13 protein-coding genes are annotated in these 21,885 nt (G+C 39.0%); 11 read left to right on the forward strand and 2 right to left on the reverse strand.

From position 1 onward, the window contains the following. Positions 1 to 121: 121 nt before the first annotated feature. From ACKPCE_RS14195 to rpiB, 11 genes are all read left to right on the forward strand, one after another. Positions 122 to 4,369: a two-component regulator propeller domain-containing protein gene (locus ACKPCE_RS14195; protein ID WP_319505665.1), complete on the forward strand. Its 4,248-nt coding sequence runs from the start codon at positions 122 to 124 to the stop codon at positions 4,367 to 4,369. Between the two features lie 128 nt (positions 4,370 to 4,497). Continuing rightward, positions 4,498 to 5,637 (forward strand): aldose epimerase family protein, encoded by a 1,140-nt coding sequence (locus ACKPCE_RS14200; RefSeq protein WP_319505666.1) that lies wholly within the window; start codon positions 4,498 to 4,500, stop codon positions 5,635 to 5,637. Positions 5,638 to 5,670: 33 nt separating this feature from the next. Further along, positions 5,671 to 7,575 (forward strand): sodium:solute symporter family transporter, encoded by a 1,905-nt coding sequence (locus ACKPCE_RS14205; protein WP_319505667.1) that lies wholly within the window; start codon positions 5,671 to 5,673, stop codon positions 7,573 to 7,575. Positions 7,576 to 7,580: 5 nt separating this feature from the next. Next, on the forward strand, positions 7,581 to 8,258 hold the full coding sequence (locus ACKPCE_RS14210) for an NUDIX hydrolase (protein ID WP_276964479.1): 678 nt from the start codon (positions 7,581 to 7,583) through the stop codon (positions 8,256 to 8,258). Positions 8,259 to 8,265: 7 nt separating this feature from the next. Beyond that, on the forward strand, positions 8,266 to 8,952 hold the full coding sequence (locus ACKPCE_RS14215; protein WP_319505668.1) for an L-ribulose-5-phosphate 4-epimerase: 687 nt from the start codon (positions 8,266 to 8,268) through the stop codon (positions 8,950 to 8,952). Between the two features lie 30 nt (positions 8,953 to 8,982). Then, positions 8,983 to 10,488 carry an L-arabinose isomerase gene (araA, locus tag ACKPCE_RS14220; RefSeq protein ID WP_276992494.1) on the forward strand — a complete coding sequence of 502 codons (1,506 nt, stop codon included), beginning with the start codon at positions 8,983 to 8,985 and terminating at the stop codon, positions 10,486 to 10,488. A 1-nt stretch (position 10,489) separates the two neighbouring features. Continuing rightward, a complete protein-coding gene (locus ACKPCE_RS14225; RefSeq protein ID WP_319505669.1) occupies positions 10,490 to 12,166 on the forward strand; it encodes a ribulokinase in 1,677 nt (558 codons plus the stop codon). 90 nt (positions 12,167 to 12,256) lie between these two features. Beyond that, positions 12,257 to 14,194 carry a glycoside hydrolase family 97 protein gene (locus ACKPCE_RS14230; protein WP_319505670.1) on the forward strand — a complete coding sequence of 646 codons (1,938 nt, stop codon included), beginning with the start codon at positions 12,257 to 12,259 and terminating at the stop codon, positions 14,192 to 14,194. 33 nt (positions 14,195 to 14,227) lie between these two features. Next, positions 14,228 to 15,769, forward strand: a complete 1,542-nt coding sequence (locus tag ACKPCE_RS14235) for an alpha-N-arabinofuranosidase (RefSeq protein WP_027318022.1) — start codon at positions 14,228 to 14,230, stop codon at positions 15,767 to 15,769. Positions 15,770 to 15,838: 69 nt separating this feature from the next. Then, positions 15,839 to 17,851 (forward strand): transketolase family protein, encoded by a 2,013-nt coding sequence (locus tag ACKPCE_RS14240; RefSeq protein ID WP_319505671.1) that lies wholly within the window; start codon positions 15,839 to 15,841, stop codon positions 17,849 to 17,851. A gap of 101 nt (positions 17,852 to 17,952) precedes the next feature. Beyond that, on the forward strand, positions 17,953 to 18,384 hold the full coding sequence (gene rpiB / locus ACKPCE_RS14245) for a ribose 5-phosphate isomerase B (protein WP_024996712.1): 432 nt from the start codon (positions 17,953 to 17,955) through the stop codon (positions 18,382 to 18,384). Positions 18,385 to 18,472: 88 nt separating this feature from the next. On the opposite strand, the gene ACKPCE_RS14250 is transcribed toward rpiB, so the two are convergent. Both ACKPCE_RS14250 and ACKPCE_RS14255 read right to left on the reverse strand, forming a co-directional pair. Further along, positions 18,473 to 19,780 carry an IS5 family transposase gene (locus ACKPCE_RS14250; protein WP_319505672.1) on the reverse strand — a complete coding sequence of 436 codons (1,308 nt, stop codon included), beginning with the start codon at positions 19,778 to 19,780 and terminating at the stop codon, positions 18,473 to 18,475. Between the two features lie 153 nt (positions 19,781 to 19,933). Next, the gene (locus tag ACKPCE_RS14255; RefSeq protein WP_319505673.1) at positions 19,934 to 21,853 is read right to left on the reverse strand and encodes an arabinan endo-1,5-alpha-L-arabinosidase; all 1,920 of its coding nucleotides are present in this window, start codon (positions 21,851 to 21,853) and stop codon (positions 19,934 to 19,936) included. Positions 21,854 to 21,885: the final 32 nt, after the last annotated feature.

The raw sequence follows: 21,885 nt of genomic DNA on the forward strand, positions 1-21,885 counted from the left end.
GGTAAGGTGGACTAAAGAATATTAATGGTGGACAATATTCCATTGTGAAGCAAAAAGACACTTGCTCTTTTGATAATGAAAGAGTTTCTAATAACTTTGCTCTGTAATATATAAGGAAACTATGAAGAAGCACTACATTCTTTGGGGTATGTTTTTGTTTGCTTGCGTCTGCCATGTAACGGCGCAGAGCAACTCTTTGTTGCGATATAACATCAGCTACCTCACCATGCAAAACGGATTACCGCACAACTTTGTAGACGATATATATAAGGATAGTCAGGGATTCCTATGGATATCTACTGCAGGAGGCGGACTGGCCCGGTACGATGGATACGAGTTTGTCAATTTCAACACATCAAACACCAAGGGGAAATTAAGGAGTAACTTCATTCAAAATGTATGTGAAGATGCTCACAAACGTTTGTGGATTGTATCTGAAGGGGGAACAAGTGTTCTTGACTTGGCTTCACGCAACCTGATTATTCCTACTGATGAAAAAGGGTTGATAAGCGAGATACTTAAAAAGCCCAGCATAAAGGTTTATAAAGACAGTCAAAACGCTATTTGGCTGTGTTGCACCGATTATATTTATAAAATATCTTTCCAGACAGACAGCTCTGTAAAAGAGATTGCAAAGCTCAAACTAAATGTTCAACCCATTCCTTCAATAGCTCTTTGTGACGTTGACGAAGACGGCAGTATCTGGGTAGGACTAGAGAATAAAGTTTGTAAACTCACTGCACATAACAGCGTAATTGTTCCGCAACTGGTTTCGCCTAAACTGATCTTCGACAAAGGTACATTTATATCTGTCTTCAAGTTAAAGGAAAATGAGGTGTGGATAGGAAGTGATAAGGGGCTGTACAGATATAACAAAACGGGCAACATGGTGAAGCATTATACTTATAGTAGCACAAACACCTACTCTATTTCTCAGAATTATATTTCGGACATGGCTGTAACAACCGACAAACAACTCATTGTAACCACTCTAAGAGGGGCCAATATATACAATCCGATCACTGATACGTTCGAGCATCTCAATCAGGAAAACAATGATAACACAACTCGGATGAACAGTAATTTTGTAAACTGTGTGTTTGTTGACAAAAACATTGTATGGTTTGGCACGGAAACAGGTGGATTGAATAAGTTAACACCCAGAAGACTTAGTCTTCGCAATTATGTGTACGATAAAGATGACCTGAACAGTATATCAAGAAACCCGGTCAATGCCATTTACGAGGACAAGAAGGGTACTCTTTGGGTTGGAACGGTTGAAGGAGGACTCAATAGAAAAAGTAAAGGGGAGAATCGTTTTCATCATTATACAGCCGAATCTTCCTACCGGTTAAGTCATAATTCTGTAAGTGCTATTGCTGCTGATAATCAAAATAGATTGTGGGTAGGTACCTGGGGATTGGGCATCAATTTATTGGATATCAACAATACCAACAGACCCGTTATTCAATACCTAAACAGTGATACACATCCTAATTTCCCTATCAATTTTATAGGCTCACTTTGTTATGATACTCGTAATAACTTAATGTGGATAGGCTCCAATTACGGACTGTATTACTATGATTTAAAGTCAGAAACCTTCAAATCCCCTTTCAAAGACCAGGCCGGAGAAAAAATTCACGGATGCATCGGGGCTATTATCGATAAAGAAAATCAATTATGGATTGGTTGTTTGGAAGGGCTGTATATTGTTGACCTCAACAAACGCGAAAATGGTTTCTTTAAGTACAAACATATCACTTATAAGTTAGACGATCCGGCATCAGGTTTAAACGAAAAGATTACCTGTTTCTATCTGGCCAAAGATGGTACAATGTGGATAGGAAGCAATGGATATGGCTTTTATAAAGCACAAAAAACAAGTATCAGAGGGCAGTATAAGTTTAAAGCATTCACCACTTCTGAGGGATTGGTCAACAACAGCATCAGAGGGATTCTGGAAGATAATTACGGATGGCTCTGGATAAGCAGTAACAACGGTTTATCTTGTTTCAATCCGGCTAACGAACATTTCATAAACTACAATTCGCAAGATGGACTGATATGTGATCAGTTTTATTGGAATGCATACTGTAAATCAAAAACAGGAGATCTGTACTTTGGTAGTCTCAACGGACTAAGTGTAATCAGTCCGAATCATTCCGAAAGTAAATCATCACTTGCAAATGTTATTTTTACCAAGCTGAAAGTAGGAAACGAAGAGGTTATACCCGGCAGTGATTATCTCGATCAGGACATCTCACTCTGCAAAGAAATACGCATTCATGAAAAAGAAAAATCGTTTTCCATCGAATTTTCGTCGCTTAACTTTGACCAGCAAGCTACGGCCGTATACAGTTATCGTTTGCTGGGTTTTGATGAAGACTGGGTGGAAGTATCGGCCGACAGACGATTTGCCAGTTATACAAACCTGCAACCTGGAACCTATACGTTACAGGTCATGTATTCGTCTGACAAAAGCATGACGAATGCTCCCGTAAGCGAACTCACAATAATTATTAAACCTTATTTTTACAAAACAACTTGGTTTATATTTTTGGTCGTACTCTTCATTGGTACAGCTGTCTATCAATTTTATTTGTGGAGAATCAGAACATTGAAACGTCAAAAAGAGATTCTGCATAGAAAAGTAGAACAACGCACCCGGGAACTTGAGAGTCAAAAAGAAGTTCTGGAAATACAGACGGCCGAGTTATCTCGACAAAACAATTTGCTGATACAGCAAAATGAAAAAATCACCAAGCAAAAAACACAATTGCTCCGGATGTCTAAGAAGGTTCAGGAGCTTACACTCGACAAATTATCGTTTTTCACCAACATCACTCATGAATTCCGAACTCCCATCACATTGATTATTGGCCCTATTGAACGCGCATTAAAATTAAGTTCCAATCCTCAAGTGATTGAGCAGCTTAATTTTGTAGAACGCAATTCAAAATACCTGCTTTCGCTTGTTAATCAGCTAATGGATTTCCGAAAAGTAGAATCAGGTAAATTGGAAATCGTTCGAAGCAAAGGTAATTTTCTTGAGTTTATTCATTCAATCATTGCTCCTTTTGAAATTTTTGCAAAAGAAAGAAACATCACAATCAGCCGGCTGTGTCACTTAAATAATCCTCTTTTTCTTTTTGATGAGGACGCTATGCATAAAGTAATTGCCAATTTACTATCCAATGCTATTAAATTTACTCCTAATAACGGAAACATCATAATATATGTAGCTTCTATACAAAAGAGCGGAGAGGAAGTTTTATATATTGCCATAAAAGATAACGGAACAGGAATTGCTAATGAAGACGTTGATAAGATATTCAACCGGTTCTATCAGTCAAGGTCGCACGTTAAATACCCTGTATATGGACAAAGTGGAACTGGCATTGGCTTGTATCTATGTAAACGCATTATTCAACTCAACAATGGTTCTATATCTGCGAAAAACAACCGCGCAGGTGGAAGTACTTTCAGAATGACCATTCCGTTAATTAGAGAAAACCAACAGGAAAACGCCGTATCAACTCTCAATAACCAACTACAGCTTGTCACTGAAAGTTCCGAAAGTTTAAGGGATAAACGTAAAACGCTTAAATCGACCATTTTAGTTGTTGAAGATAACAATGATATGAGGGCATATATACGTTCTATCCTTGAAGAAACCTATCATGTTATAGAAGCTGAAAATGGAGCGGATGCATTAACTAAATTAAGCGAATATAACGTTGATTTTATTATCAGTGATTTAATGATGCCGGTCATGGACGGCCTTGAGTTCTCAAAAAAGGTAAAAGAAAACTTCAATATTTCGCATATACCATTCTTAATGCTGACTGCAAAAACATCTAGTGAAGCTAAACTTCAAAGTTACAAAATTGGAGTCGACGAATATCTACTTAAGCCCTTTGACGAAGAAATGCTTTTGACCCGTATTCAAAATATATTGGAAAACAGGAAAAGATACCAGCAACAGTTCTCTGCAAAAATGGAGATAGAAGAACTTCAGATTGAAGAAGAATCAAGCGATAAGAAGTTTATCGACAAAGTGATGGAGATTGTCAAAGCCAATTACAAGAATTCGTATTATGAGATAAGCGACTTAGTTGAAGCTATGGGAATAAGTAAAAGTCTTTTCAACAAAAAAATGCAAAGTCTAGTTGGACAACCAGCGGGACAATTTCTCAGGAATTATCGATTAAATATTGCTTATGAACTTATTCTTAAAAACAAGAAAACCAAAAATATGAATATCTCCGAAATAGCGTATGAAGTAGGATTCAATGACCCTAAATATTTTACCCGTTGCTTTACTAAGCATTTCAACGTCCTGCCAAGTAGTTTAATGGATGAATAATAATAACTTTTGAGACTTTCATGTTGCATAACATATAAACGGAACGTTCTATCTTAACAATAAGTGTTACTTTTACACCCAAATAAAATCATTAACTTATTTACGAACTAAGTACCAATACGAAAAACATGAAAAAGAATTTAATTTTAATGGGAATTGCCGCATTGATGATTTCATCTTGCAGTAATCAGCCGAAGAGTGAAACGACTCTTTCAGGACTTGACCCCAAAGCTTTTGAAACAAAAGTGAATGATCATTCCGTTAACCTTTACACGCTAAAGAATAAAAACGGCATGGAAGTTTGCATCACTAACTTCGGCGGACGTATCGTATCTGTTATGGCACCTGATAAAAATGGTAATATGAAGGATGTAGTACTCGGATTTGACAGCATTGCCGATTACGTAAATATACCCAGTGATTTTGGTGCATCCATCGGTCGATATGCAAATCGCATAAAAGATGGTAAAATTGTTATTGACGGAGATACCATTCAATTGCCTCAAAACAACTTCGGACATTGTTTGCACGGCGGTCCCAAAGGATGGCAATATCAAGTATACGAGGCTAAACAGATTGACGACACAAAATTAGAATTGGTTCGCCAATCACCAGATGGCGACGAAAATTTCCCCGGAAATGTAACTGCCAAAGTTACTTATACATTAACAGATGACAATTCTATAGATATCAGCTACGAAGCTACTACCGATAAGAAAACGGTTATTAACATGACAAACCACTCTTATTTCAACCTATCGGGTGATGCTCAGAAACCAATTACCGATCATTTATTGTATGTCAACGCCGACAAATTCACTCCTGTTGACAGCACATTCATGACAACAGGTGAAATTCTGGATGTAAAAGGAACTCCAATGGATTTTACTGTAGCTAAAACTGTTGGACAAGATATCGACAAATACGAGTACGACCAGCTTAAAAACGGAAATGGATATGATCATAACTGGGTGTTAAACACAAACGGTGATATCAAACAAGTGGCAGCACGATTAACATCTCCTGTTTCAGGAATAACACTTGAGGTGTATACAGATGAACCGGGAATTCAAGTTTATTCAGGAAACTTTTTAGATGGAACAGTGAAAGGCAAAAAAAGTATTGTATACAATCAGCGAGCAGCTATCTGCTTGGAGACTCAGCACTACCCCGACAGTCCCAATAAACCAGAATGGCCCTCCGTTCTTTTAGAGCCAGGCAAAACTTATCGCAGTCACTGTATTTTCAAATTTACAGTAAACAAATAATTTTTAATACCAACATAATCACATCATTAGCTAATGAATAGTTCAGGTTTTCAAACAATTGACTTTGTTATATTTGGGGCGTATATTGTACTCCTCGTTTGTTTAGGGCTTTTCCTTTCCCGCAACAAAAAAGGTCAGGAAAAAAATGCAAATGATTACTTCTTGGCAGGTAATACCCTTACTTGGTGGGCTGTAGGAGCTTCGCTTATTGCAGCCAATATCTCTGCCGAACAATTTATCGGCATGTCAGGTTCCGGTTATAAAATTGGATTGTGCGTAGCAGCATATGAGCTTATGGCAGCGCTTGCGTTAATCGTGGTGGGCAAATTCTTATTACCTATTATGATTACCCAGAAAATATACACTATTCCCCAGTTCCTCAGAGAACGATATAACGGTGGTGTAGGATTGGCATTCTCTATTTTTTGGTTACTACTTTATGTTTTTGTGAACCTCACTTCAGTAGCTTGGTTAGGAACAATTGCCATTGAACAGATATTGGGTATTGACCCAATGTACCGTATGTACATCATCATATTCCTTTTTGTAATAGCCGGTGTATATTCAATTTATGGTGGTTTGGCTGCAGTAGCTTGGACCGATGTGCTTCAGGTAGTTTTCCTTGTTGGTGGTGGATTAATTACAGCATACTTTGCACTTGAAGCTGTATCTGGAGCTAATGGTGGCGCATGGGATGGATTTGTGATTATCTTCGATAAATTGAAATCGCTTCCGGAAGATACTCACTTTAATTTAGTAGTAGACAGAGCACTTTCTCCCGATGCCTTTAAAGATCTACCAGGAATAGCAGCAGTAGTAGGTGGTGTATGGTTAACTAACTTAGGTTATTGGGGATTCAACCAATATATCATTCAAAAAGGTTTAGCAGCAAAGAGTCTTGATGAGGCTAAAAAAGGACTTATTTTTGCAGGTTTCCTGAAAATACTTATTCCTTTTATCGTTGTAATTCCAGGTATCACAGCATACGTAATGTATACCTATCCTCAGGACATCCCAGGTATTCAGGAAGGTTATTTCAATGTTCACGGTAACATCAATGTATCAGATGATGCATATCCTTGGTTAATTAGAAACTTTGCTCCTGTTGGAATTAAAGGGTTATCATTTGCAGCATTGGCAGCAGCAATTATTTCATCGCTTGCTTCCATGTTCAACTCAACCTCTACCATTTTTACAATGGACATCTACAAGCAACACATCAATAAAAAAGCTTCTGAACACCAATTAGTAAAAATCGGACGTATAACAGCGTTAGCTTCTTTAGTAATTGCTGCTGTTGCCGTACAGCCATTACTAGGTGGTTTGGATCAAGCATTTCAGTATATACAGGAGTATTCAGGATTTATCTATCCGGGTATAATTGTAGTATTCGGTCTTGGATTACTTTGGAAAAGAGCTTCCTCAAATGCTGCGGTTTGGACTTCAATCCTTACCATCCCAATGGGGATTCTCTTCAAGGTAGCATTTCCAGATATGCCATTTCAATTCCGTATGGGATACATATTTATCGTACTATTCTTGATTTTCGTTGCTTTGACGTACATGGACAACAAGAAGGTGAATGTCGAATTACCCGTTGAAGAAGACAGAAAGAAAATGTTGAAATGGGCTAGATTTACGTTTGTCATTGCATTGACTTGCCTTGTTTCAGCAGCGATACAAAAAATCATGTATGTAAGCGGAAGTAGCAATGCAACAGTTCTCTATCTGGAGAATATTGGTTTTGAAGCATTATTCTTCTTCGGAGCATTAATATCATCTATCTCATTGTTCTTATACTCGAATTCTAAAGACGTAGTTAAGGATCCGAAATCATTAGTTATAAACTTAGAATTATTCAAAACCAACAAAGGGTTTGCAATTGGCGCAATCGGAATTTGTGCAATTTACACAATCTTGTATGTGATGTTCTGGTAATTAAGATGAGTTCATTTTATTCTAGTAAAGATAAGTTTTACGTAGCAGTAGACTGCATCATTTTCGGTTTCTACCAAAGTGAACTGCATCTGCTGCTGCTAAAAAGAAATTTCGAGCCGGCAAAAGGAGAATGGTCACTAATGGGGGGCTTTTTACAAAAAGATGAAAGTTTGGACCAAGCGGCTAAACGTGTTCTTTATGAGTTAACCGGCCTCGAAAAAGTATATATGGATCAAGTAGGTTTCTTCGGTGAAATTGAGCGCGATCCTGGTGAACGGGTTCTATCAGCTGCTTATTATGCACTAATGAACATTGATCATTACGATCCGGAGCTAGCCAAAAAGCACAATGCTCATTGGATAAAATTTAAAGATCTGCCACCATTGGTTTTCGATCACACTAAGATGGTAGAAATTGCTTTGGATATTTTGCAACGTAAAGCTTCAACTGAACCTATTGGATTTAATTTATTATCCAAACTATTCACTTTAAGTCAACTACAGTCTCTTTACGAAGCAATATATGGAGAATCACTTGATAAACGAAATTTCAGAAAACGTATTGCTGAAATGGACTTTATAGAGAAAACAGACGAAATAGATAAATCAGGATCCAGACGAGGAGCGTACTTATATAAATTTAATAGCAAAGCTTATCGAAAAGATCCTAAATTTAAAATATAAAAAGGTTATGTTAGAAACTCTGAAAGAAAAAGTGTTCCGTGCCAATCTCGATTTAGTTAAGCACGGTTTGGTTATATTCACGTGGGGAAATGTGTCAGCTATAGACCGAGAAACCAATCTGGTGGTTATTAAACCAAGTGGCGTTTCTTATGAAGAGATGAAGGCAGAAGATATGGTCGTTGTAGATTTGGAAGGAAATATTGTTGAAGGTAAATTGAAACCTTCTTCAGATACTGCTACACACTTAGTATTATACAAAGCTTTTCCTGAAATAGGAGGTGTGGTTCACACTCACTCAACATACGCAACGGCATGGGCGCAGGCAGGAATTGACTTACTTAATATAGGTACTACTCATGCAGATTATTTTCATGACGCAATACCATGTACGGCTGATATGACTGAAGCAGAAGTTAAAGGTGCCTATGAATTGGAAACAGGTAATGTAATCGTTAAACGATTTGAAGGTATAAATCCGGTACATACTCCGGGAGTACTGGTCAAAAATCATGGTCCTTTCTCTTGGGGAAAGAATGCAGATGACGCTGTTCACAACGCAGTGGTTATGGAACAGGTAGCCAAGATGGCAAGTATATCATTTGCAGTTAATCCCCAGTTGACGATGAATCCATTACTTATTGAGAAACATTTCAATAGGAAACATGGTCCTAATGCTTATTATGGACAGAAATAATTAAATAAATAATCACTTAATAACAATACAATTATGGCATTCGAAAATTATGAAGTATGGTTCGTAACAGGAGCACAGCTTTTGTACGGAGGTGACGCAGTTATCGCAGTTGATGCACATTCAAATGAAATAGTAAAAGGGCTCAATGAATCGGGCAATCTTCCTGTTAAAATCGTATATAAAGGAACTGTAAACTCTGCTAAAGAGGTTACTGCCGCGTTCAAGGCTGCAAATAATGATGAAAAATGTATCGGTGTAATGACTTGGATGCATACTTTCTCACCTGCAAAGATGTGGATACACGGTTTACAAGAGCTTAAAAAACCTTTGCTACACTTCCACACTCAATTCAACAAGGAAATTCCATGGGAAACAATGGATATGGACTTTATGAACTTAAACCAGTCAGCGCATGGTGACCGCGAATTCGGACACATTGTTACTCGTATGCGTAAAAATCGCAAAGTAGTTGTTGGACATTGGCAAGATGAAAAAGCACAAGCAAAAATTGCAGTATGGATGCGTGTTTCTGCCGGATGGGCTGATGCACAAGACATGCGTATTATACGCTTTGGAGACCAAATGAATAATGTAGCTGTAACTGATGGAGACAAAGTTGAAGCTGAAATGCGTTTAGGCTACCACGTTGACTACTATCCTATTGCCAACTTGGTTGCTCTATTAAATGAAGTAACTGATGCAGAGGTTGCAGAACTCGTTGCAACTTACGAAAAAGAATACGTGATAGCTGATGAACAAAAGAAAAATGAACACTTTAATCACCAAGTAAAGGAAGCAGCTAAAGCAGAAATAGCCCTTCGTCGTTTTCTTGCGGCAAAGGGTGCTAAAGCGTTCACTACTAACTTTGACGACTTAGCAGGAATTGACCAGCTTCCAGGATTGGCATGTCAACGTCTGATGGCCGAAGGTTATGGCTTTGGTGCAGAAGGAGACTGGAAAACAGCTGCTTTATACCGCACCATGTGGTTCATGGGACAAGGATTGCCTAAAGGATGTTCTTTCCTAGAAGATTACACTTTAAATTTCGATGGCGAAAACAGTACTATTCTTCAAGCACACATGCTTGAGGTTTGTCCACTTATCGCAGAACATAAGCCCAAACTCGAGGTTCACCCTCTTGGAATCGGTGGTAAAAACGATCCGGCTCGTTTAGTATTTACATCAAAAGAAGGAGCAGGTGTTGCTGCAACAATTATTGATATGGGTAATCGTTTCCGTCTTATAGTAAATAAGGTTAATTGCATCAAGAGCAAAGAATTACCTAAACTTCCGGTAGCCTCTTCATTATGGATTCCGGAGCCTAACTTAGAAGTAGGTGCTGCTGCTTGGATTTTAGCAGGTGGTACTCACCATACAAGTTTTTCATACGATTTAACGGTTGAATACTTAGAAGATTATGCAGAAATTGCAGGAATCGAAATGGTAGTAATCGATAATGCCACTACACTGAGTGAATTCAAGAAAGAACTCAGAATGAATGAAGTGTATTATATGTTAAACAAAGCACTTTGTTAATATGAGCACGGATAAATTTGTTATCGGACTTGATTATGGAAGTGATTCGGCCAGAGCAATTGTAGTTAATGCAATGACTGGCGAAACGCTTGCAACATCGGTGAAATATTATCCTAGGTGGCAAAAAGGGTTGTACTGCAACCCTGCCATCAACCAATATCGTCAACATCCACAAGATTACATTGATGTATTGGAAGGAACTGTGAAAGAAGCTCTTGCAGCTTGTCCTACCGGTACTGCTGAAAAGGTAGTCGGTATCGCTTTTGATACAACAGGAAGCACACCTGCTTTCACGGACGCAACGGGTACGCCATTGGCTCTTCTTCCTGAATTTGCAGAAAACCCTAACGCCATGTTTGTTTTGTGGAAAGATCACACGGCTATTAAAGAGGCTGCCGAAATCAATGAACTTTCTAAAAAATGGGACATTGACTATACTGCATACGAAGGAGGAATTTATTCCTCTGAATGGTTTTGGGCAAAAGCTCTTCATGTATTGCGTCAAGACGAACAGGTTCGTGCCAAAGCATATTCTATTGTAGAATATTGCGAATGGTTACCAGCCTTAATTACTGGTGTTAACAAAAGCAGCGATATTGTTCGTAGCCGTTGTGCTTGTGGACATAAGGCGATGTGGCACGAAAAATGGGGAGGCTTACCTGCCGAAGATTTCTTGACCACACTAGATCCACTCTTAGGAGGATTCAGAGAACGCTTGTTTGACAAAACAGAAACAGCCGATAAACCAGTAGGTAACTTAAGCCAGGAATGGGCTGAACGTTTGGGCTTAACAACCCAAGTTGTAGTTGCCGGTGGAGCCTTCGACTGCCACATGGGCGCTGTAGGCGCAGGTATCACTCCACACACATTTGTGCGTGTAATTGGAACATCAACTTGTGACATCATGGTAGCTTCTTACGAAGAAATGGGTGATAAGCTGATCAAAGGTATTTGTGGACAGGTTGACGGCTCAGTTATTCCGGGTATGGTTGGTCTGGAAGCTGGTCAGTCGGGCTTCGGAGATATCTACGCTTGGTTTAAAAAAGTATTGGAATTCCCTCTTAAAAATATTTTAGTTGAAAGCTCGCTGATCGATGAAACAACAAAGGCTAAGTTGATCGACGAAATTTCATCTCAAATAATACCTGCTCTCACGAAAGAGGCAGAAAAAGTACCAGTAAGTGAAAGTACAATCATTGCTACTGATTGGATGAATGGACGACGTACTCCAGATGCTAACCAAATGCTCAAAGGAACTATCACAGGACTCACTTTAGGAAGTTCTGCACCTCGTATTTTCCGTGCCTTGGTTGAAGCAACAGCTTTTGGTTCTAAAGCAATTGTTGATCGTTTTAGGAATGAGGGCGTACAAATAGACAATGTAATTGGTATTGGAGGAATTGCATTAAAATCATCTTTTGTGATGCAAACATTAAGTGATGTGCTTAACATGCCAATCAAAGTCTGCAAAACAGATCAGGCTTGTGCATTGGGAGCTGCCATGTTTGCCGCCACCGCAGCCGGTCTTTATACCCAAATTGAAGAGGCACAACATGCTATGTCATCTGGGTTTGCATTTGAATACAAACCCAACGAAGCTAATGCTGCTGCGTATCAAGATGTTTATGACAAATACATTAAACTTGGCTCATTCACTGAAAAAGAGCTGTTTTCATAAATAATAATTATAGGTAAACAAGGATGGAGTATGGCATATCATCTTTGTTTACCTAATTATTAGATTGCGTTAACCGTTACACACATATCCATGAAAATCAAAAGAGTATTACTATCACTTAGCCTCTCCCCTATCTTTCTTTACGGACAGGACATCCAGAGTCCCGATGGTCTTCTGAAAGTTATTTTAAAATCTGAGAGCGAAAAAACAACTTACGTTGTAACATACAAGAACAAAACGATGCTTGAAGAGTCTCCATTAGGTCTGGAAAGTACTATTGGTGATTTCTCAACTGGATTAACATTTCTATCAGAGAGTAAAAAGCAAATAGAAGAAAATTATTATTTACCTAATGGGAAAACTAGTCGTATACATTATTTAGCGAATGAATTGACTGTTTCATATCTAAACAAAAACAAAGACACACTGCAAGTTTTATTTAGGGTAAGTAATAATGATATAGCATTGGCATATCGTCTTGCATCTCCTAAACAGACACATTGCACCATAAAAAGAGAATTGACCGGATTCAACTTCCCGGCACACACTACCACTTTCATCACTCCGCAAGCTCCTTCCGGAGAAGGCTGGATGAAAACAAAGCCTAGTTATGAAGAAGAGTACACTAATGAAGAGCCCATTGGTACTCCATCAAAATATAGATTAGGATACACATTTCCTACTTTATTCCATTTAGGTAATGATGGCTGGGTGTTACTTTCTGAAACAGGAGTAACTAGCAGATATGCCGGTACCCGCCTTAGTGAAGGCAATCAAGAAGGTTTATACACTATTGCTTTCCCTGAAAAAGAAGAAAATGGAGGCATGGGTGATAATACCGTGACATCAAACTTACCACTAATCACCTCATGGAAAACAATTACTGTTGGTGAGACTTTGAAACCAATTGTTGAAACGACATCTGCATATAACGGGATGAAACCTGTATATACTGCTTCTCAACCCTACAAACCAGGACGCAGCACATGGAGCTGGATCTTATGGCAAGATGAGAGTTGCAATTACAAAGATCAGCAGATTTTTATTGATTTGGCTGCTGAGATGGGATATGAATATATATTAATTGATGCGCTGTGGGATAAACAAATTGGATATGAAAATATGCCTTCATTAATTGCCTATGCACAATCAAAAGGGGTAGATGTAATACTATGGTATAATTCAAATGGCGCATGGAACGATGCTCCTCAAGGTCCCAAGCAAAGAATGGATACGGCTCCAGCCCGACAGAAAGAAATGGCATGGATGAAATCATTGGGGGTTAAGGGCATCAAAGTTGACTTCTTTGGTGGTGACAAACAAACCACAATGAAGTTGTACGAAGATATACTGACTGATGCCAATCAATATGGAATATTTGTTGTGTTCCATGGAACCACACTTCCTCGCGGGTGGGAACGCATGTACCCTAATCACATGGGAAGTGAAGCTGCTTTGGTTTCGGAAAATTTAGTATTTAGCCAAGATTTTGCCAACAAAGAAGCCTATACAAGCACTATGTTACCTTTTACACGGAATGCAGTTTCAGCAATGGACTTCGGACCCGTATTCTTTAATAAGCGTTTCTCAAAACAAGCAGATAAAGGTACTATAAGAAAAACAACCGATGCTTTTCAGTTAGCAACATCCATTCTATATCAATCTCCTGTACAACATTTCGGCATTACACCTAACAATATACAAGAACAGCCTGAATACGTGATTAACTTCATGAAAAAGATACCTACCACTTGGGATGAAACCAGGTTCATTGATGGCTATCCTGGGAAATATTGCGTTATGGCCCGCCGATTTGGAAGTAAATGGTATATAGGAGCAACTAATGCAAGCAACAGTTTACAGAGCTACACACTTTCTTTACCTTGGCTTACAGGAAAAGAAGTCACGGTTCTGTTTGACCATAAAGATAGAAGTGTTGGATTCAAAACTGCCAAAATAGACAAAAAAGGTTTATTGAAAATAGAACTAGAGAATCTGGGTGGTTGCGTAATCTATAGCAATGAATAAACAATATTACTTAACTTTATAATAAAAGAAACCATGAAGAAACAAATCCTAACAAGTGCTTTACTTGTGGCTTCTATGTCACTCTCTGCACAAAAAAGTGCTAGTATTAAGATTTATGCAGATCAAGGAAAAGAAATTATTCCAAAAGAAATCTATGGGCAATTTGCAGAACATCTGGGATCATGCATCTATGGAGGACTATGGGTCGGTGAAAACTCTGATATTCCTAACACGAAAGGTTATCGCACTGATGTGTTGAATGCCTTAAAAGATCTTCAAGTTCCGGTTTTAAGATGGCCGGGTGGGTGTTTTGCCGATGAATATCACTGGATGGACGGCATTGGCCCCAAAGAAAATCGTCCTAAAATGGTCAACAATAATTGGGGAGGCACTATTGAAGATAATAGTTTTGGCACGCATGAATTCCTGAACCTATGTGAAATGCTAAATTGTGAACCATACATAAGTGGAAATGTAGGTAGTGGTAGCGTTGAGGAATTAGCGAAATGGGTTGAATACATGACTTCAGATGGCGACTCTCCCATGGCTAATTTAAGAAGAAAGAACGGTCGTGACAAAGCATGGAAAGTGAAATTCCTTGGTGTAGGTAATGAAAGTTGGGGATGCGGAGGAAGCATGCGTCCTGAATACTATGCTGATTTGTACCGTCGTTATTCTACCTACTGTCGCAATTATGATGGCAATAGCCTCTATAAAATAGCTAGTGGGGCCAGCGATTACGATTACAACTGGACAGAAGTGTTAATGAAAAACGTAGGTCACCGCATGAACGGTCTCTCTTTACACTATTACACTGTTACCGGATGGAGCGGAAGCAAAGGAGCAGCAACCAAGTTTAACAAGGATGATTACTATTGGACAATGGGTAAGTGCTTGGAAATTGAGGATGTAGTAAAGAAGCACATTGCTATCATGGATCAATATGACCCTAAAAAACATATCGGCTTACTAGTTGATGAATGGGGAACTTGGTGGGATGAAGAACCTGGAACAACGCGTGGGCATTTATATCAGCAAAACACATTGCGAGATGCATTTGTCGCTTCGTTAACCCTTGATATTTTTCATAAATATACGGATCGTATAAAAATGGCTAATATAGCGCAAATAGTAAACGTCCTACAATCTATGATTTTGACCAAAGGCAAAGAAATGATACTCACTCCGACTTACCATGTTTTCAACATGTATAAAGTACATCAAGGTGCAACTTATCTTCCGCTGAATCTCATTTCCGACAAAATCAATGTTCGAGACAACAGAACCGTTCCTTTTATCAGCGCTACTGCCTCAAAAGACAAAAACGGTATCATACACATCTCACTATCTAATGTTGATGCAGATGAATATCAAGAGGTAAGCATTGAATTACCAGGGGTTAAGGTAAACAATATCTCAGGGCAGATACTCACATCAAATAATCTTACAGACTATAACTCATTTGAAAATCCAAATGTTATAAAACCGCAAGATTTTAAAGATGCAAAAATGACAAAAAGCCTATTAAAGGTTAAGTTGCCTGCCAAATCAATTGTTACACTGACACTAAAATAAATAGTTTTTTCAGAAAGATAACTTACAATAAATTAGTATCTTTGCAGACAAACTTAATGATTATATATTATGAATGATAATAAGCTAATGAATCGCGCGGCTGATAATATTCGTATCTTGGCTGCATCAATGGTTGAGAAAGCAAACTCAGGTCACCCGGGTGGTGCTATGGGAGGAGCTGATTTTGTAAACGTACTCTTCTCAGAGTTTCTTGTATTCGATCCCAAAAACCCTAAATGGGAAGGTCGTGACCGCTTCTTTCTTGACCCAGGTCACATGTCTCCAATGTTATATTCTGTGTTAGCATTGACCGGTAAATACAACATGAATGAACTTTCTCAATTTCGTCAATGGGGAAGTCCTACTCCCGGCCATCCGGAAGTAGATGTAATGCGTGGTGTTGAGAACACATCAGGACCATTAGGTCAAGGACATACTTTTGCAGTAGGAGCTGCCATTGCTGCTAAATTCTTAAAAGCTCGTTTTGGTGAAGTTATGAACCAAACCATTTACGCTTATATATCAGACGGTGGTGTTCAAGAAGAAATATCGCAAGGTTCAGGACGTATTGCAGGACACTTAGGACTCGACAATTTAGTTATGTTCTACGATTCAAACGATATTCAGCTGTCTACCGAAACGGATGCTGTTACCAGCGAGGATGTTGCCAAGAAGTATGAAGCGTGGAATTGGAAAGTTATCACAATCAACGGTAATGATCCCGATGCAATACGCGCTGCTTTGAAAGAGGCCAAAGCAACTGAAAAACAACCTACACTTATCATCGGTAAAACCATCATGGGTAAGGGTGCTCGCAAGGCAGACAATTCAAGCTTTGAAAGTAACTGTGCCACTCATGGAGCTCCTCTGGGCGGTGACGCATATAAAAATACAATTATCAACTTGGGCGGAAATCCTGAGAACCCATTTGTGATATTCCCTGAAGTTGCCGAGTTATATGCAAAACGCGCAAAAGAATTAGAATCTATTGTAGCTGAAAAATACACAGCAAAAGCTAATTGGGCAAAAGTCAATCCGGAACTGGCATTGAAAATGGAAACATTCTTCCAAGGCAATACTCCTAGTGTAGATTGGAATGGTATTACACAGAAAGCTGGTTCGGCAACTCGTGCTGCTTCTGCAACTGTTTTAGCAGCTCTTGCTACACAAGTTGAGAACATGATTGTTGCCTCTGCTGACCTTTCTAATTCAGACAAAACTGATGGCTTCCTCAAAAAAACTCATGCATTTACTAAGGATGATTTCAGTGGTGCGTTTTTACAAGCGGGTGTATCTGAATTAACCATGGCATGTATTTCAATCGGTATGTCGCTTCATGGCGGTGTGATTCCTGCATGTGCCACTTTCTTTGTATTCTCAGACTACATGAAACCGGCAGTACGTATGGCCGCACTAATGGAGCAACCGGTTAAATTCATTTGGACACATGATGCGTTCCGTGTAGGTGAAGATGGTCCTACTCACGAACCTGTTGAACAAGAGGCACAAATCCGTTTAATGGAGAAACTTAAGAATCACAAAGGACACAACTCCATGTTAGTTTTACGTCCGGCTGATGCAGAAGAAACCACTCAGGCATGGAAATTAGCAATGGAAAATACGAGCACTCCAACAGCTCTTATTCTTTCAAGACAAAACATTGCCAATCTTCCGGCTGGAACAGATTATGCACAAACTGCAAAAGGCGCATATGTAATTGCCGGTTCTGATTCTAACCCCGATGTTATATTAGTAGCTTCCGGTTCAGAGGTTTCAACTTTAGTTGCAGGTGCTGAATTACTTCGTAAAGACGGAATCAAATTAAGCATTGTATCGGCTCCTTCAGAAGGTTTATTCCGTGCTCAGGATAAAGAGTACCAGGAGTCTGTTATACCAGCCAATGCAAAGGTCTTCGGATTAACCGCAGGTTTGCCTGTTAATCTGCAAGGATTAGTAGGAGCAAATGGGAAAGTTTTTGGTCTGGAATCATTTGGTTTCTCAGCTCCTTACGAAGTGTTGGATGAGAAACTTGGCTTCACTGCTGAAAACGTTTACAACCAAGTAAAAGCATTATTAGCTTAAAAGTATGATTCATGCTTTAGGTGATTTGCCATCAGTAAAATCACCTAAAGTTATGAGTCAGCAAAACATAAATAGTACAAACCGCTTCTTTATATTTTAGAATGAAAACAATAGGAATCTGTTCCGATCACGCAGGCTACGAACTGAAACAATTCGTAAAGAAATGGCTGGAAGAACAAGGATGGCCATACAAAGACTTTGGCACATACACTGCAGAGAGTTGTGATTATCCTGATTACGCACATGCTCTTGCTTCATCTGTAGAGGCAGGAGAATGTTATCCGGGTATTGCTATTTGCGGAAGTGGCAACGGCATCAACATGACTTTAAACAAGCATCAGGGAATTCGGGCAGCACTTTGCTGGATTCCTGAGATTTCGTCTCTCGCCCGCAAACACAACAACGCAAATGTATTGGTTATGCCCGGACGATTTGTATCTGAAGAAGAGGCTGCTAAAATAATGACTGAGTTCTTTCACACCGAATTTGAAGGAGGACGTCATCAAAAGCGAATAGATAAAATTCCTTTGTAGAAAGCGATTGGACAAAATTGAGTATATAAAAAGGGCTGTAACTTCAGGTTGCAGCCCTTTTTATATACTCTCACTAAATAGTCGTCCCTTAAAAAGTATATTTCAGCGAAACATTTCTTATGGGCAGTGTTTCGCTGATCTTTTTTAGGAGTAGCCAAAGAACCTTCATGGCTCTTTTGAAGTTATATGCTGCTGCGGCTAACATGAGGTTGATAGCATCCCCTAATACTCCTTTATAAAAGTTTCGCCCTAAGCGATAATCACTCTTGAGATGTCCTATGGTTGGTTCTATTCCTGCTCGTTTGCAAAATAGCTTGTGCTTCTTCTTGCGTTGATAGTAGGTGTCTTTGGCTTTTGGTGCATCAGGAATGAGTATTTGTGTCCCGTTTATCTCTTTCCTGCCACGATATCCTCTATCTCCTGCTAATCGCCTGATACTTTTTCCACTCAGCCGATGCACCTGTTCCAAGCTCTTCTCAATGGTATGCCCATCGTATTCATTTCGGAAAGAGCCGGCGCCAAGAATGACACCTGTGGCAGAGCGTATAATAGAGACTTTGTTACCAAATTCGTACTTTTTGTGTTCTTTACCTTTACTGATACATTGAACATCAGGTTCATGGATGGAATAAATCTTATGGGAAGAATTACGATGTTGTAAAAGTATCTTTTCAAAGATGGATAGCAATTCATCATATCGGTTATTATCCCCTAAATTACGTTTGAGTTCTCTGACCAAACGCCCGGCAATTGTGCGTAAACGCTTATCGGCTTTTAGGGCTTTCGTCCGATTCTTGGGATGATTACGAAAACGTTGATCCCGATAAATCCTTTTCAAAACAAACGTGTATGACTGACGTGTGGGTAGATTCAACTCTTTTACAATTTTAAGCACCTTGCCAACTATCTTTTTGTGCAGTTTTGCATCTGTGGGATAAGTTATATTCTTTTCTTGTACCGTAGAGTCGATAAAGGCAGTATCATGATGCTCATCATCGCTCTTATCATCATTCACCCGGATGCTTTCAGAGAGAATAAGCTCTATCCCTTTTTCACCTATCCGTTTGCGAAAATGGACTAGTTCGGATGAATTACAGGGAAAAGAAGGCACAAATTCATGCATACCACAGAAATATTGAAAGTAAGCATTCTCACTCCATTGTTCGACCACAGACTCATCAGAGAGATTGCGCAGATGTTTGAGAATCAGTAACCCGCACATCAGACGGATTGGTTTAGCCGGACGACCATTATCCGGGCAGTAAAGAGAAATGAATGTTTCTTCAAACAATGACCAGTTAATCTTGTGCGAAAGTTTATGCAAAGGGTGCTGACAGTTCAGTAAATCATCCAAAGATGAGAACAGAGATGGGGAGGATGGAGTTGTATTTATCATATAAATCTGCAAGTTTATCTCTCTAAAGATACAAAAACTTGCAGATTTATAAAAGGAATTATGATATTATATTACTGATAATCAGCATATAAATGACTTTTTAAGGGACGACTAAATAAAATTGTTCCTTTATCTAGCAATAACTTGATTCCTTTAATTCACAATCTTCTTTCCCCAATAAGTAGTTTTCCCATCGGAACTATATGCAGCATAAACGATGGTCAACTTACGTGGGGAAATTTCCCAGTCAACCTCTCGTTGTAAATACAATTTCACACCCCCAACCGTCACAGTTTGCTTGGTAGCATCAAAGTTCCAGGAACCAGTTAAGGCACCTTCGGAAATATGACTGGAATTAAGTTTCAATGAAACAGACGTAAATTGCTTCTGATAATTATATCCCATATTTATATGTTCCCACTCACCGACTAATTCTTCCTCCTTAATAGCAACAGATGGAACCGCTCCATAGCGTTCAGGCATCACCAAAGGCCAACCTTCATCCGTCCATCTGATACTACGTACATTACCCATCATAACAGCATTACTAGCATTAATTCCGGTAATGTTAGCAGGCAAGCGCCCTTGTGAAGCATAAAACCAATTATCTTGTCCGTCATTAAAAATAGCACAATGAGAAATTCCCACCCAACCATAACTATTATTAAATTTATACGGATGCGTCACAACAGGATAAGCATCTCCTCCCCCATTTTCTGTTATATTCTTGCCAACCATATCAACATAAGGACCTTTTATATTCTTTGAGCGAGCCACACGCGTATTATATGCTACGGACAATTCATCATATGCCATAAACAAATAATAGTAACCTGTTTTAGAATTATAAATAATTTCGGGAGCTTCAGAAGCCTGCCACCTTCCATATCCCCTACGAGCTATCAAGTCGCCGTAAGAACTATGATCTCCATTAATACTCCAAGGTTTACCCAATTCATTCAATGGTTTACCAGTTTCCGCATTAAGCTGAACAGCAGTAAACCCACTGTGCCAGGAACCATAAACAAGCCAATGCTCTCCTTCCGGAGTAATGACATACGAAGGATCTATCGCATTCCACATAAAATAGGCTTCCCAATCATTTGTACTCGAGCGCGTCCATTCATTTATACCTTTATTGGAAGCAGAACAAATTACATAGCCTTTATCAACCCATTGGTTACTAGCCGGATCCGAACACTCCATCACACCGATGAGTGCACGTTCGGTCCATGAATTATCAAAGTTAGTTGCATCGTCATACTTACCCGTTTTTATATAATGTCCCGGCACTAAACAATAATACATTCTATACAATCCGGTTCTTACCTTTCTGGCCACGGGAGCCCAATATCCATAACGCGGATTATCAATAAGAGGTAACCCCATCTCCGAACGATATTCATTTAATTTATCCTTGGCCCAACTAGGAGGATTCTCTGGCATTGTTGCTCCCAAATATTCCCAATTAACCAAATCTTTAGATCTACGTCCATGAAAATGGCCATAGCCGGAATGCGCATTACCATATGAAGCATCAGTTTGATACATGTAATAATATCCGTCATCAGCTTTAAAAACAGTTGGATCATGTACATTAGCCAAGTTCCACTGATCCCGCTGACTCCAGGCAGCTATCGAGGTATAATTATCTGAATAAACAGGTGGTTGATACTGAGCCAGTAAAGGATCTTCATATTCTGCTAATGTTTTAAAACTAGTTACAGCAGAGTAAATAGTTCCTTCAGAAGTCAGAAGATAAGCACGTACATAATAGGTTGTAGCAGATTGCAAGGCCGATAAGGTCAGCTCAAGTTTATCACCCACAGCTTCCTTTACATTATCAGCAGTTGTAGGTGTTAATTTGGTTATGCTATAACAAAAACCACGTTTAATGACATCTGTTTGTGAGCCAGAAACGACTGCGCTTAAATAGGCAGAAGAAACAGTTAAGTTCGTAACTACAGGATTCTCCAAGGATGGTTTTTCTGATAAAGGAGGGTCATCATTGTTACTGCACGCTAAAATTAGCGTGCAGAACATGGAGAAGAAATATAGGTTAAAATACCTCATATCTATTTATTCAGTTAATAATATATTAGATT

Origin of the sequence: Bacteroides graminisolvens (assembly GCF_963666085.1) — a bacterium.
In the GTDB taxonomy this organism is placed as follows: domain Bacteria; phylum Bacteroidota; class Bacteroidia; order Bacteroidales; family Bacteroidaceae; genus Bacteroides; species Bacteroides graminisolvens.